The organism is Mesorhizobium sp. WSM1386 (assembly GCF_055901595.1).
Genome location: NZ_CM148373.1, coordinates 6,601,844 through 6,616,570, shown reverse-complemented (window position 1 = coordinate 6,616,570; position 14,727 = coordinate 6,601,844). Strand labels below are relative to the sequence as shown.

General features: G+C 55.8%; 11 protein-coding genes and 2 pseudogenes. 11 read left to right on the top strand and 2 right to left on the bottom strand.

The genetic code is table 11. The features are described 5' to 3' along the window. Nucleotides 1-45: 45 nt before the first annotated feature. Both AC0NIH_RS32160 and AC0NIH_RS32155 read left to right on the top strand, forming a co-directional pair. Nucleotides 46-1,917 (top strand): acyltransferase family protein, encoded by a 1,872-nt coding sequence (locus AC0NIH_RS32160; protein WP_473469165.1) that lies wholly within the window; start codon nt 46-48, stop codon nt 1,915-1,917. 631 nt (nt 1,918-2,548) lie between these two features. After that, nucleotides 2,549-2,717: pseudogene (locus AC0NIH_RS32155) on the top strand (transposase); the annotation flags it as partial. A 205-nt stretch (nt 2,718-2,922) separates the two neighbouring features. Here AC0NIH_RS32155 and AC0NIH_RS32150 read toward each other — a convergent pair. Beyond that, a pseudogene (locus AC0NIH_RS32150) lies at nt 2,923-3,313 on the bottom strand (LysR family transcriptional regulator); the annotation flags it as partial. A gap of 217 nt (nt 3,314-3,530) precedes the next feature. On the opposite strand from AC0NIH_RS32150, the gene AC0NIH_RS32145 reads away from it, so the two are divergent. From AC0NIH_RS32145 to AC0NIH_RS32115, 7 genes are all read left to right on the top strand, one after another. After that, the gene (locus AC0NIH_RS32145) at nt 3,531-4,121 is read left to right on the top strand and encodes a NodA family N-acyltransferase (protein WP_473469167.1); all 591 of its coding nucleotides are present in this window, start codon (nt 3,531-3,533) and stop codon (nt 4,119-4,121) included. Then, nucleotides 4,118-4,777 carry a chitooligosaccharide deacetylase NodB gene (nodB, locus tag AC0NIH_RS32140; protein ID WP_473469169.1) on the top strand — a complete coding sequence of 220 codons (660 nt, stop codon included), beginning with the start codon at nt 4,118-4,120 and terminating at the stop codon, nt 4,775-4,777. The genes AC0NIH_RS32145 and nodB overlap by 4 nt, the downstream gene beginning before the upstream one ends. 16 nt (nt 4,778-4,793) lie before the next feature. Then, nucleotides 4,794-6,149, top strand: a complete 1,356-nt coding sequence (gene nodC / locus AC0NIH_RS32135) for a chitooligosaccharide synthase NodC (protein ID WP_473469171.1) — start codon at nt 4,794-4,796, stop codon at nt 6,147-6,149. Nucleotides 6,150-6,271: 122 nt separating this feature from the next. Further along, complete coding sequence (gene nodI / locus AC0NIH_RS32130) at nt 6,272-7,186, top strand: nodulation factor ABC transporter ATP-binding protein NodI (RefSeq protein ID WP_473469173.1); 915 nt, start codon at nt 6,272-6,274, stop codon at nt 7,184-7,186. A 3-nt stretch (nt 7,187-7,189) separates the two neighbouring features. Next, the gene (locus AC0NIH_RS32125) at nt 7,190-7,978 is read left to right on the top strand and encodes an ABC transporter permease (RefSeq protein WP_473469175.1); all 789 of its coding nucleotides are present in this window, start codon (nt 7,190-7,192) and stop codon (nt 7,976-7,978) included. Nucleotides 7,979-8,335: 357 nt separating this feature from the next. Beyond that, entirely contained in the window at nt 8,336-10,381 is a 2,046-nt protein-coding gene (locus AC0NIH_RS32120; RefSeq protein ID WP_473469178.1) for a carbamoyltransferase family protein, read from the top strand. A gap of 151 nt (nt 10,382-10,532) precedes the next feature. Beyond that, entirely contained in the window at nt 10,533-11,516 is a 984-nt protein-coding gene (locus AC0NIH_RS32115) for a nodulation protein NodZ (protein WP_473469180.1), read from the top strand. A 31-nt stretch (nt 11,517-11,547) separates the two neighbouring features. Here AC0NIH_RS32115 and AC0NIH_RS32110 read toward each other — a convergent pair whose 3' ends face one another. Beyond that, nucleotides 11,548-11,727, bottom strand: coding sequence for a hypothetical protein (locus AC0NIH_RS32110; protein ID WP_473469182.1), 180 nt, complete (start codon nt 11,725-11,727; stop codon nt 11,548-11,550). A 556-nt stretch (nt 11,728-12,283) separates the two neighbouring features. On the opposite strand from AC0NIH_RS32110, the gene AC0NIH_RS32105 reads away from it, so the two are divergent. Both AC0NIH_RS32105 and AC0NIH_RS32100 read left to right on the top strand, forming a co-directional pair. Then, nucleotides 12,284-13,435, top strand: coding sequence for a polysaccharide biosynthesis protein (locus AC0NIH_RS32105; protein ID WP_473469184.1), 1,152 nt, complete (start codon nt 12,284-12,286; stop codon nt 13,433-13,435). Continuing rightward, the gene (locus AC0NIH_RS32100; RefSeq protein WP_473469186.1) at nt 13,432-14,658 is read left to right on the top strand and encodes an NAD-dependent epimerase/dehydratase family protein; all 1,227 of its coding nucleotides are present in this window, start codon (nt 13,432-13,434) and stop codon (nt 14,656-14,658) included. Before AC0NIH_RS32105 ends, AC0NIH_RS32100 begins: the two co-directional genes overlap by 4 nt. Nucleotides 14,659-14,727: the final 69 nt, after the last annotated feature.

Genomic DNA, 14,727 nt, shown 5'->3' with positions numbered 1-14,727 from the left:
GGACTGCTTCGTCTCACCGTAACCTGCGGACACAGGACTTATTGAATGAAATACAGGCGCGATATCGATGGCCTTCGCGCCATTGCGGTACTTCCGGTCGTACTCTTCCATTTCGGAATCTCGGCAATTCCCGGTGGCTTTACCGGCGTCGACATCTTCTTCGTCATTTCCGGCTACCTGATCAGTGGAAGCCTTCTGGACGACCTTGAACGCGGTAGGTTTTCGATCGTCAGCTTCTACTGGCGCCGTGCCCGGCGCATTCTGCCGGCTCTGATCTTTGTCATGCTTCTCACGTGCATTGCGGCATTGTTCATTCTTCTGCCGTCAGACTTGCACGAATTCAGCCTTAGCGTCATTGCGGCCTCGACCTTCTGGTCGAACATTTATTTTTGGAAAACGTCAAATTACTTCTCAATCGACGCCGCGCTCCGACCGCTGTTGCACACATGGTCGCTTTCGGTCGAGGAGCAGTACTATATCTTTGCCCCAATCCTGATGTTCCTGATCTATCGTTATTTTGGCGGGCGCTGGCTGACTATACTCCTGCCGATCATTCTTGGCAGCTTCGTGCTGGCGGTCATGGCGACATCGCTGGCGCCAACCGCTGGATTCTATCTGCTGCCGACACGAGTCTGGGAACTCATGCTGGGCGCGGTGCTCATGCTGAAACGGCCCCCGCCGTTGAGCAACCGGTTCCTCATGGAACTGGTCGGGCTGGCCGGATTTAGCCTTCTCGCCATCGGGTTCTTTGCGATCTCGGAGAGCGATCCGTTCCCAGGTTACAACGCTTTGTATCCGTGCCTCGGAACGGCCCTCCTTATCTATGTCGGCCAAAACAGCCCCTCGACGATCGCCAGCCGTATACTCGAAGTTCGGCCGCTGGTCTGGATCGGCCTCATCTCCTATTCGCTGTATCTTGTTCACTGGCCGATCAATGCGTTCGCGCACTATCTTTCGTTACAAAAACTTGACCCGTCGATGACCGTTGCGATGACGGTTGCAAGCTTCGCATTGGCTGCATTTTCGTGGAGGTACATCGAGCAGCCGTTTCGGCAGAAAAGAAACTTTACCGCCCCGGTGCCCATCTTCGCCTTTTCAGCGGGCGCGATCGCTTTTCTTTGCGTTGCCGGGGCGGCCGGGGCGCTCGGCAACGGCTTTCCGCAAAGGTTTCCGGACTATGCCCAACAGCGGATTCCTGTCGGGGACTGGGGCAATGGCACCTGTTTCAACGAGGGCTCCAGCCGGATCGAAAGCTGGAATATCGAGGATTGCACGCGCACTCGCGGCTTCCCTACAACCGTTTTGTTGTGGGGCGACTCGTTCGCCGCCCACTATGTCTCGGGCTTGGACGCCAACATAAACCAACTCCAGGCCAACATCGTGGAGTACACCTACGCAGGCTGTCCCCCGATCCTCTCTTACTTCTCCTATGCACGCCCGGATTGCATGCGGTTCAATCAGCAGGCCCTGAAGATCGTCCAGGACGCCCGCATCAAGACGGTTGTACTCAGCGGTCGGTGGACCGACTACGAGGCCAGAGGTTTCGACGGTCTCCAGCAAACGATCGATACGCTTCGTGGTCTGGGTGTGCGCGTGTTTGTCATCGGCCAGTCTCCACAGTTCATAACCGACGTTCGGAAAATCGCGTTCTTCGCAAAGCGCGAAAATCTCGATGATACGTCCTGGCCAATGGCCATGGATCCCGACATCAACAACCGTGTGCGTGCATTTACCAAAGGCGCCACCTTTATCGATCCGCTCAAATTCCTCTGTAGTGCAGGACGCTGCTCCTACGCCGACGCAGGCCAGTTCCTTTATTTCGACTATGGCCATTTCTCCTCAATCGGGGCCACTCTGGCGGTTTCGAAATACTGGCCGGCTTTTGGTACAGACAAGGCCGTTGCCACGACGAAATAACGGCCGGAGGCCGGCAAGGCACGAGTGCACGCTTAACCATTGCCCGGACGCCGGCCTGCGTGGTTCGGGGCCCGTTGCGCGGGTACTGTCAGCTTCCCAAGCTGAACGCGCGGGTTCGGTTCCCGCTACCCGCTCCAGCTCACCCTCCAAGGGATTGAGTTTGACGTCGATCTGCGAGCCGCAGCCGTCGAACTTGGCCTAGTGAATGCAGTGGTCACTTGGGGCGGCTTGGTTACTACTAAGGTTGTGTGCATCAAGTCCTTGTGTGGATTCCAGCCGTTTGCAAGGAAGAATCTGAAGCCACGGCAATGACGCCCCCAATGGTGCTGACGCGGCAGGCGGAGAAGGTCAGCGCGTACTTGATGGTCTCCCCCACCACGGTCGTCAGCCGCGGATAGTCCAGCCCGCCCAATTTGGCAAGCCATGCGGCGAGATCGAACTTGGCCTCGGCAAGATCGCGCCGGTCTAGAGCCGACGTACCTCCTGGAGCCAGTCGTCGCCGTGCCTCCTCGGTAGTGTCGAGCGAAGGGTTGAAGAAGTCTCCTCCCACTGGTTCAATTAGGATTTAGTTGATTCTCGGGTTGGGGCTCGCGATGGGGCACCCAAGGAGCGCGATCAGCTCGAGCTATTCATGGCTGGCTCATTGTGACAGCTTGTTCCTAATCATCATATCCTCGCGCGGGTCGTTCGTGTGCTGGATCTGTCCTGGCAGGGTGAAGAGGTGGCGAGCCCTTACCTGCACGAGAATGGCCGCCCTGGTATTGATCCCGAGGTTGCGGGTCCGACTGATGCTCGCCGGTGCTCATGCGCCTCAGGAAGCCAGACAGCACAGCGGACAGCGCCTCGAAGCTACAACCCGATAACCCCCTATCGATGTTGACCTGCGCCTCTCGGCCCTGAGAAGCGGCCAGTATGAGGATCTCGACAGCGCGGCCGGCGATTCTCATCGACCGGGATCCAATGTGACTCTGTCGCGGATGATGCAGATCAGCCGAGCGCCGTGTACGGGGCTTCGCAGGCAACACGCTCCACGACGTTTTCCAAAACCCTGAGTGTGTTGAAATCGGAATATGATGATGCTGAGGCGGCGATCGGATTGAGCCGGATTAAAGGATGTGCAGGAGAGCCTCGCGAACTGCCGGAGCGAGTGCTTCCGCACGCGGTGTTAAAACACGTTCGCGGCCGCTCGTCGTTAACAGTTCATCGTTGAAATGCTGGCGCAATCGGGAGACGGCCGCATTCATGGCCGGCTGACTCAGATTCATGCGGGTTGCCGCCGTCATGAGGGTGCGCTCGGCACGCCAGTGCGTCGAGTACGAAGGTTCAGATCAAAGCCCTTGAAACGCGCGTCTTCGACTAATCCATCGCGTGGATGCGTTTCATTGAAACAAACGATTTTACCGAATTTGGAACCTTGCATAGGAACACCTTCTGAATGCAGCCGGTAAAGGAAATTTGATGTTTGCGTTGGCTCCGAGGGACGTCCGACTGGTTTGCGCCGAAGATGAGCGGTCGCATGTTCACGGTCAAGATCCGCAGGTGATCTGCGCAAGCTGCATCGACAAGCTCCAGATCGCGTAGGCCTCAAACAACAACAAAGGTGAGGTCCGCCCATGCGCTCTCAAGTGCAGTGGAGGTTTTGTTGGGAAAATGAGTTGGAGCTGGCCGACCATGTCGAACTCGCTGACTTTTTCCGCAACACGTACGAACCGACCGGCGCCGCTAACGGAAAGCTGTTCCCATCCGCTCGTAGTTGGGCTCGGGCAAGACCAGAACTGCGCGCAATCGGCTACGACTCCCAGGGGATAGCGGCCCATGTGGGTTTGTTGCGCCGCTTCATCAGGATTGGCGAAGTCGATCTCCTGGTCGGCGAACTCGGACTGTACGGCGTGCGTCAGGATCTTGAAGGACTCGGTGTCAGCTTTTCATTGCGACCTATGCGTTCAGTTCTGCACCAACTTGACGTCCCATTCGCGTTCGGCACGGTTCGGCACGCGCTGCGGAGCCATTTTGACAGGCTCTGCCGAGGCGGCTTAGGGGCCATAATGCCAGGGGTTCGCGTACGTTCAACCCAGGCTGAAGTATATCTCGACCTACCGCCCACGCTCATTCAGGACGTCCTCCTGGTGGTCATGCCGATTTCGCGGCCCATCAGCGAGTGGCCATCCGGCACTCTGATAGACAGGAATGGCCCGGAGCTATGAAATATCTCGATCAGATATGCGAACTGCAAACAGAATGGGGGCACGGCGCCGGCAGTCGCAGCATTTATCTGACGTTTGATGACGGTCCCAACCCTATTTACACACCGCAAATTCTGGATGTGCTGGCCCAACATCGGGTGCCGGCGACATTCTTCGTCGTCGGTGCCTGTGCTGCAGAGCAGCCGGAACTCGTCCAGCGTCTGATCGCGGAAGGCCACGAGGTGGGCAACCACACGATGACTCATCCGGATCTGTCCGAATGCAGCCTCGACGAAGTGCAGCGAGAGATATTTGAGGCGAACGGCGCCATCATGGCGGCGTGCCCCCAAGCCTCGGTACGCCACATTCGCGCGCCGTATGGGGCGTGGAGCGAAGAAGTGTTCACCGCCTCAGAAATCGCTGGGCTGGCGGCAGTTCATTGGTCGGTAGACCCGCGAGACTGGTCTCGCCCTGGCGTGGGCGCGATCGTCGATGCAGTGCTCACCTCTGTCCGGCCGGGCGCAATCGTGCTCTTGCACGACGGGTGTCCTCCCGAAGTCTTTAGACGGGGTGACCTCGCCGGTATGCGCGACCAGACGGCCACGGCGCTGTCCTACCTGATCCCGGCGTTACATGCTTCCGGATACGAATTTCTCCCCCTTCCACAATATCACTGAAAGCATACGAGAACCCATGGATCTGCTTACCCCAGCCAGTACCTTTGTCGTCTCGGCCTATGCGCTGTTCTCCGCAGCCTATAAAGGCCTGCAGGCGGTTTATGCCCTGCAATCGAACGTTTCGTCGGCATCGGACCAACTGATCGGCTCTGAGCCTTGGCCGAGCGTGGATGTCATCGTCCCCTGTTATAATGAGGACCCGCACACGCTCTCGGCGTGCCTTGCTTCCATAGCAAGTCAACAATACGTTGGAAAACTGCGAGTGTATGTAATTGACGACGGTTCTGGCAATCGCGAAGCTGTCCTCCCCGTACACAACGCTTTTTCTGGAGATCCCAGATTCAGCTTCATTGTTCTTCCAAAAAACGTCGGGAAACGCAAAGCGCAGATCACTGCGATACGCCGCTCATCCGGAGATTTGGTGCTTAACATCGACTCTGACACGACAATTGCATCCGACGTCATCAGCAAACTTGCAACCAAGATGCGAAATCCAGCGATCGGCGCCTCGATGGGGCAGTTAACCGCCAGCAACCGGAGAGACACCTGGTTAACCCGGTTGATCGACATGGAGTACTGGCTCGCTTGCAATGAGGAACGGGCGGCCCAGGCACGTTTCGGCGCGGTTATGTGCTGTTGCGGACCCTGTGCGATGTACCGCCGTACCGCGCTCGTTTCGCTGCTTGATCAGTACGAGACGCAACTGTTTCGGGGGCAGCCAAGTGACTTCGGTGAGGATCGTCACCTTACGATCCTCATGCTGAAGGCAGGCTTTCAAACCGAATATGTTGCGGACGCCATCGCCGCAACAGTCGTTCCGGATAGGCTAGTACCTTATCTGCGGCAACAGCTCCGGTGGGCGCGCAGCACGTTTCGGGACACCTTGCTAGGGCTGCACCTACTGCCCAGTCTCGATCGCTACCTCACGTTGGACGTAGTCGGACAGAATTTCGGTCCGCTGTTGCTCGCCCTTTCGGTAATAACTGGGATGGCGCAGCTCGCATTCACGGGCACTTTCCCATGGTGGACATTTTTGATCATCGCATCAATGACCTTGATCCGCTGCAGCGTCGCTGCGCTTCGTGCTCGTGAGCCTCGGTTCCTGGGTTTTGCACTGCACACGTTTTTACATGTCTTCCTGATAATTCCAGTGAAGGTCTACGCGCTGTTTACCTTGAGCAACAGTGATTGGCTGTCACGAAAGATTCCTGCCGAATCTGACGGGGAGAGCAAAAAATTCGGTTTTCCAAGCCCCGTGGAAGATACAAATACTACAGCAGGCTCGCCAATTTCGGGACCAATCCACAGAACGGATCTTCCACGGGCTTCAGCGAGACTGCTGACGTCTGATGCGGTTTCCGCCGAAGAGTGATGCCCTGTTCGGCATTCCCGCTGCAATGACACCGACGACGGGGATACGCGCCCGATAACTTAGCGTTACACAACCTCGCAACGGAGATAGGTCGGCCGCTAACTTAAGGCTGACGAAAGCCCATGTCTGCAGTCGCAATCGAACTTACCGCAGTAAAAAAGTCCTACGGCGACAAAATCGTTGTCGACGGGCTGTCGTTCACCGTTGCGCCAGGAGAGTGCTTCGGCATCCTGGGGCCGAATGGCGCGGGCAAAAGCACAATCACACGCATGATGCTCGGCATGGTGTCTCCTGACGCGGGCAAGATTTCGGTTCTTGGTGAACCCGTCCCCTCACGTGCTCGCGTGGCCCGAACGCGCGTCGGCGTAGTCCCGCAATTCGACAACCTTGATCTCGAGTTCACAGCGCGCGAAAATCTGATGGTCTTCGGACGCTATTTTGGCATGAGCGCCCGCAAGCTTGAAGCCGTCATCCCATCGCTCCTCCAGTTCGCCCGCCTTGAGAGCAAGGCGAATGCACGGGTTGCCGAATTATCTGGCGGCATGAAGCGGCGCCTGACATTGGCGCGTGCGCTGATCAACGACCCGCAGCTACTCGTGATGGACGAACCGACCACCGGCCTCGACCCGCACGCCCGCCACCTAATCTGGGAGCGTCTGCGCCTCCTGCTGGCGCGTGGCATGACCATCATTTTGACAACCCACTTTATGGAAGAGGCTGAGCGGCTGTGCCATCGGCTGTGCGTACTTGAGCATGGACGCAATATCGCCGAAGGCAGCCCTCACGCTCTGATTGAGAAGTATATCGGGTGCCACGTGATTGAGATCTTCGGCGGCAACCCACATGAGTTGCGTTCGCTGATCAGCCCATACGTTCAGCACGTCGAGGTGAGCGGCGAGACACTCTTTTGCTATGCACCTGACCCGGAGCAGGTGCACGTGCGGCTACGCGAGTACGCGGGTCTGCGCATTCTGCAGCGTCCACCTAATCTGGAGGACGTTTTCTTGCGGCTGACCGGGCGCGAGATGGAGAAGTGAACGATGGGTGAAGGTTTTGCAGCGGCTCTACCCGCCAACGCGTGGAACTGGGCTGCGGTATGGCGCCGCAACTATCTGGCATGGAAGAAGGTCGCACTTGCGTCAATTCTCGGTAACCTCGCCGATCCGATGATCTACCTTTTTGGGCTCGGCTCTGGGCTCGGTATAATGTTAGGTCGCGTTGATGGTACCTCGTACATTGCCTTTTTGGCAGCCGGGATGGTCGCGACAAGCGCAATGACGGCGGCTACCTTCGAAACCATTTATGCGGCTTTCGCTCGCATGCGCGATCAGCGCACTTGGGAAGCAATTTTGTTCACACAACTTACCCTAGGCGACATCATTCTCGGTGAGTTGGCTTGGGCCGCCACCAGGGCCTTTCTGGCCGGTACGGCAATCACGATTGTCGCCACCGTGCTTGGCTACGCGATCTGGCCCTCGGCGCTGTACGCACTGCCAGTGATCGCTCTTACTGGGTTGGCATTTGCGAGCCTAGCGATGATCGTCGCGGCGCTCGCGCCCAGTTACGACTATTTTGTGTTCTATCAGACGCTCTTCCTCACACCCATGCTGTTCCTATCCGGCGCGGTTTTCCCGGTCACCCAATTGCCCAGCGCTTTTCAGCAGGTGTCGCACTTTTTGCCGCTGGCACATTCGATCGACCTCATTCGTCCGGCGATGCTTGACCGCCCGGTCGGCGGCATCGCGATTCATATCGGTACGCTTTGCCTATACGCGGTGTTGCCATTCTTTGTCTCGATGGCGCTGTTCGGTCGGCGCCTCATGCGCTGATGCGACATCTTGCAGTAACGAAGGATGCGACATGTGCGCTATCGCAAGCAGCCGACCGGTCAGAGCAAGCACCTTCGGAGGCGGTACTTCAGGGTGCAAACGAAAAGCGTGATCGCCAGCATGGAAGTCAGCATGCCAATGATGGTCGTTCGGTAGAGCGATCTCTCTGCAAGTGGCGAAACACCGGCCCTTGATCGACGGATCTCATGTTGATGACGGCCGGCCTATGAGAGTTTCTTTGAGATTACGATTTCTGATTGGGTTCGCAGCAGCGAACAATAACGCACCCTGTTAGTTGGAGCGGCCTCGAGCCAGGCCCTATTCCTCTTCCTGTCATGATCAAAAAAGGAAAACGAGATGTTGTGCCTAGGAGTGAGCGGCGGATTAGACAAAGTTTATGAAAACCGATTCGAGGTTCCGGACACATTTATGCACGATGGCGCTGCGGTGCTCGTCCGAGACGGACAAGTAATAGCGGCCGTTGAAGAGGAGCGCCTCAATCGGATCAAGCATTCCAACAAACTCCCAATCGGGGCGGTTCAATACTGCCTTTCAGCCGCTGGGGTTCAGCTCAAAGACATCGATCGTATAGCCTTCTATGCTACTGAAGACTATTGCAACGCCATGCTCAAAAACATGCTTGTTGACCTGCCAGATGCTGCCATTCCGCTGGATGCTAAATTGCTGGTGCAGAAGCTGATAGGGCAGGAGTTCGGTACCGAACTCGACGGTTCGCGCATCTCCTTCGTAAGTCACCATCAGGCGCATGCCGTGAGCGCATTCGCAATGTCGGGTTTCGAACAAAGCCTGATCTTCGCTATTGATGGCTCTGGTGATTTCCTGTCAGGCCTCTTGGCGGTAGGATCTGGCACCGACATTTCGCAACTGGCGACGTTCTCAGAGGATAATTCTCTCGGGCGGTTCTATATCGAGACGATCCGGTACCTTGGCTACGGCTTGTTCGATGAATATAAGGTGATGGGGCTTTCCCCCTACGGTGACCCGGTTCCCTATCGCGAGCTGTTTGAGCAGTTCTACGAGCTCTGCCCGAAGGGTGGCTACCGCCTCCACCTGGACCGCATCGGTCCAACGTTGCTCCACCACATCCAGGTTAGGCGAAAGGGAATGCCGTTTACACAGCAGCATCGAGATGTGAGTGCCTCGCTGCAGGAAGCGCTGGAGCGGATTGTGTTTCACGTTCTGCGGCATCATCGTGAGGCCACCGGCATGCAGCGGCTGTGCCTGGCTGGAGGGGTAGCCCACAACTGTTCCATGAATGGCAAACTACTGTATTCAGGGCTTTTCGAAGACATCTTCGTACAACCTGCGGCGCATGACGCTGGGTGCGCATTGGGCGCAGCACTGATCGTATCTAATGAACTGGGCTGCCCCGCGCCGCGCAAGCGATTGCAGGATGTCTATTGGGGTCCTGATCTCGGGAGCGAACGAATCATGCAGCAGGAACTGGATGCATGGGCCGGGCATCTCGACGTCAAGCGCAGTGATGACGTGGCAAGCGATGCAGCCGACTGGATGGCTAGCGGCGCGGTGATCGGATGGGTGCAAGGTCGTTCGGAGTTTGGGCCACGTGCGCTTGGCAACCGCAGCATTCTTGCCGACCCTAGACCCGCCACAAACAAGGACCGGATCAATGCAATGGTTAAAAAGCGTGAAGGCTATCGACCGTTCGCGCCATCGGTGCTGGAGGAGGATGCCCACGAGTTTTTCGAGCTCCCGAATAGTGCGTGCGAATATCCTTTCATGAATTTTGTGGTTCGTGTGCGCGACTGCAAGCGTGATTTGCTGGGCGCCATTACGCACGTCGATGGTACAGCTCGACTTCAAACAGTATCGCGCAAGGTTAATCCGGCTTACTGGGACGTCATCAACGCCTTCAAAGAGCGCACGGGTGTCCCGATGTTGCTTAATACGTCCTTTAACAACAACGCCGAGCCGATTGTGGATTCCGTTGCGGATTCGGTTGCCGCATTTCTCACGACAGAGTTGGACGGGCTTGTTGTCGGACCGTTCCTAGTCAAGAAACGGGCTGCAACGTTGGAAGATTGGACCGCGCTGGCGGTTTCATTGCCGCCCTATGTATCCCTCCATCAGGCCCGTATTTACACGGCGCGAGATCGCCAAGAGACAGTCTGCGAGATCCGTATGACCCAGTCCGCTAGTGAGGGTATGCGTGTCTCGGAGGACTTGTTCGACCTGCTGATGCTCATCGAGGGCGAAGCCTTGCTTGAGGATCTCCTCAATTCATCCAAGTCGGATCGGATTAAGCATGAAGGCCTCGTCAAGGAGCTGAGGCAATTATGGGAACAGCGCTGTGTTCGCTTGCATCCCTCACAAGCTGCTCGCGACCGTCACGATCTCGATAAATCTCGTGACGAAGCATAACCGGTCCGTAAATGACTATTTCCGTTCCATCCGGTCTTCCTAAGAGTTGTCTCGGTGCATTGGCCAGAATCGCGACCTCTCACGATTGGGATCAAGCTAAGCCCTCGATGTTCGTATCTGCTGCTCCCTTATTATTCCGACGAGATGCAACATGCTTTTGGGTGACACAATAATGGACCGATTCGTCGTGTCTCGACGGCGCACCGGCTTCGGTGATTGCCTGTGGTCTTTGGCGGCTGCTTGGTCCTACGCGCAGCGGACTGATCGGACACTCGTGATAGATTGGCGCGGCTCCTGCTACCTTGATGAACCTCTAAAGAATGCTTTTCCGGTTTTCTTCGAGCCAATTCAGGAGATCGCTGGCGTACGAGTCATCTGCGACGATCAGCTAAACGAGCTCTCATTTCCTTCGCCTTTCTTCCCCCAGTGGTGGAATAGGCCAGCGATGGACTGCGTTTACCGCCCAGATGAACAGATTTTACGGGAGCGGGAGGAGCTCCAGGAACTCTTCGAAGGGCAAAATGACAGTGACGCTAACACCGTAGTGTGCGATGCGTGCATGATGTGGCGCTGCGGGGAGGATGCCGAACGGAAGGTCTTTCAGACTATCAAGCCGAGGCCTGAGGTTCAGGCCCAGATTGAAGCTTTGTACCAGGAGTACTTCAAGGAGCACAGCATAATCGGGGTACACGTCCGGCACGGCAACGGTGAAGATATTATGGAGCACACGCCCTACTGGGCGGACACGGAACTGGCGTTGGGACAGGTATGTGCAGCGATTGAGAAGGCCAAAGTACTATCGTATTCGAAACCAGTGCGGGTGTTGCTGTGTACCGACAATGCGCAAGTAGTTGAATATCTGTCGGGCCGGTTTCCCGACCTGTTCACGATTCCAAAGCGCCTACTGCCGGATCGGGGCGGCGCCTTACATAGTGCAGCACTTGGGATTGAGGGTGGTTTTTCTGCTTTGGTCGAAATGTATCTGCTTGGACGATGTGACACCGTGGTCCGTTTCCCGCCCACTAGCGCCTTCTCGCGCTATGCCCGGCTCTTCGTGCCACGCGTAATTGAGTTCAAATTGAACGATCCGGCGCGTTTGATCTTGATTGATAAAACGCGCCAGACCATGTGCTAGTGTATGTGGGCGCGAGCGGTTGCTGTCGGGTCTAAGGGCTCGGCCAGAGGAGTTCGCTCTCGACCTGGGTCGCGGATGCCGTCTTTCGCTCCACATTTGAGACAGCTTTGAGGAATTCTGCGCCACGACCAGAATTGCGGTCGCAAGTGGGCTTGCCATCACGATTGCCGCCTTTCGATAGAATTTGCAGGAAAGGGCTGATTTTGGACATCCATAGGCCTCCTGTGGGAGCAAGACCAAGCAGGGCTCCGCTCAACTAGCCGGCAATCAGTCGCGCAGCTGCGATATAGATGGTTGTGAGTGGCGCCTCGGCCGGGACTGGAGGCCGGCTCCTGAACTCGCGCAAAGCTCGTCCGCTTGCGCTCGTTAAACGAGGGGCTCGATTGTGACACCGTGGAGTCCGCTTTAGGGCAAGTGTTACTTAATCTTGCCAGTGCTCCCGTGTGCCGGAGGGGCTTGCCGGAGAATTCCACAGCTGTGATGCTCAACATCCCTTGCCTGCGTAATCCTGCGGAGAGCGCAATCCCAACAGAAAGCCGCGTTGACTAGAGCGCGCCCGGTCCCTGCTTATCGTCCCTGCACACAATTGAAGCCCGGTTACGGCCGATATCCGGAGCTACCCTGGTGTCGACATATAGTCGGAGTATCCATCGTCTGGATGTGGGGCATCAGAACAATCGATTTTACGATGAATGAATGGCGTGAAAGAGATCGCTCGAGAGGGTCCCTCTGTGCCTATCGGCATGGAGCCTGTGAAGGTAGCGCTTATGAGCTTCAAACTGTCCGATCTAGGCCGAAACGATAGCGTCGCAAGTCGAAACATGGTCAGCAGATTTTATAATAACTCAGTGGTCGCAGTCACGGGGGGGGTCGGAAGTGTTGGTACCGAACTCGTGGCTCAACTGTTGGAGATGGACGTCGCCGAAGTAAGAGTGCTAGACCATAATGAGTCAGCGCTGTTTGAAGCCGAACAAAAGTACGCAAGGGAACCACGGTTCAAGGCCTTCCAAGGTGACATTACGAACGAATGGGAAACCCTCAGGGTTTTTTCGGGAGCAGACTATGTGTTCCATCTTGCGGCACTTAAGCATGTCCCCTCTTGCGAAAGAAATCCATTTAGCGCGATTGACACCAATATCAATGGTATCAAGTCCGTGATTCGATCGTCACAAAGCAACCACGTAAAAAAAGTGCTCTTCGCGTCATCTGACAAAGCTGTAAGCCCCACAAACGTGATGGGTGCATCCAAATTGTTGGGTGAACGCCTCGTCGGTGCTGCCAATCATATGGCTGTTGGTCCCAACAATGGCACAGTGTTTGCCAATACACGTTTTGGTAACGTGGCGGGCACCAGGGGCTCCGTAGTTCCTCTTTTTTGTACCCAGTTGCAGTGCGGAGGTCCGCTTACTCTGACCGATGAGCGGATGACTCGGTTCTTCATGAGCTTGAAAGAAGCCGCCGAACTGTTGGTCGAAAGCATGGTTCACGCGCAAGGCGGAGACACGTTCATAACAAAGATGCCGGCCTTGCGAATTGCTGACCTGGCTGAAGTTCTCGTCGATATGTTGGGTCCGGTATTCGGTTATGTGTCAGATGAAATCGACATCAAAATGGTCGGCGCGCGGCCGGGCGAAAAGCTTTGGGAGGAGTTAAGTACAGACGAAGAAAGTCGTCGGCTCCTGGAAGGAGGTCGCTACTTGTGTGTTCTGCCAGCTGATAAGATCGCAGGGGCCGGTATTGAAGGCACATACGAGGCGTTGAAATTGAAGCGGTCGGTCCGTGTCTACAACAGCCACACCGAGCCCAAATTGTCCAAGGCTGAAATCGTCGACTTCCTTCTGCTCGAAGGTGTTTTGCCGAGTGAAGTGCGAGCCGTGGTGCTCCCCAGGGTTCGACGTTCGCAGAGCGAGGCGGCATGAGAATTCTCGTTCTAGGCGGAGACGGTTACCTCGGGTGGCCAACGGCAATGCACCTATCTGAGCATGGCCATGAAGTGACAGTTGCGGACAACTATCTGAGGCGCCAGTTGAGTCGCCAAGAGGATTCGGAGCCACTGTTTGAAGTACCGAATCTCGATCGGCGAACGCAGCTTTGGAAGGCAAAGAGCGGCAGAGACATCAGGGTTGCCATAGGGGACCTTTGCGAGTGGGATTTCGTCGCCGAGCTTTTTTGCGTGCATCAGCCGCAAGCGGTGATCCACTTTGCTGAGCAGCCGTCAGCGCCCTATTCAATGAAAAATCGTAAGTCAGCCACTATAACATTCAAGAACAATCTCACAACAACATTTAATGTCATTCAAGCAGTTCATGAATTCACCCCCGAGTGCCATATCGTCAAGCTTGGAACAATGGGGGAATATGGTACGCCAAATATAGACATTGAAGAGGGTTGGCTAGAAGTAGAACATAAAGCTCGCAAACAAAAATTCCTATTCCCTCGGGCTGGCGGGAGTCTCTACCATACGACCAAAGTCCTGGATACCGATCTTCTTTGGTTTTACGTTAGAGCCTGGGGACTGCGGGTTACCGATCTCATGCAAGGTCCTGTCTACGGCCTGGAGACCGACGAGAACGCCGGATGCGAGGAACTGTATCCGTTCCTTAGCTACGACGAACTGTGGGGCACGGTGATCAATCGGTTTATGGTTCAGGCTGTGGCCGGTTGCCCACTGACCGTCTATGGGAAAGGCGGGCAAACACGCGGATATCTAAACATCAAAGACACCTTGCAATGCGTGCGTCTTTCTATTGAAAATCCAGCCTGCGCGGGTGAACTCCGTATCTTTAACCAGTTCGTCGAAACATTCTCGGTGAATCAGCTTGCCGGTATGGTGCAACAGTCAGGCAGCCGCATGGGTTTCGAAGTACAGATAAATACTGTGCCAAATCCGAGGATGGAGTTGGAGGAGCATTACTATAATCCTGCACATACTGGTTTGGTCGAATTGGGTCTGAAACCTCACTTTCTAACCGATGACGTGCTGGACCAGATAATGCGGCTCATTCTGAAGTTCCAAAAGCAGATTAGAACAAGTTGCATCTTCCGGGGCGTAAATTGGGATAGCAGTGGCCACTCCTCTACGACAACGCCCGACCCGAACAGCAGTAAGGCTGCTGCGGATCGGCTTTGCTCTAATTCGTAGACCTTGGCAAGTGGAACTCTGTTGAAGTCACGGCATGATAAGCTAAAAAATGCGCGATGTCTCAAGAGA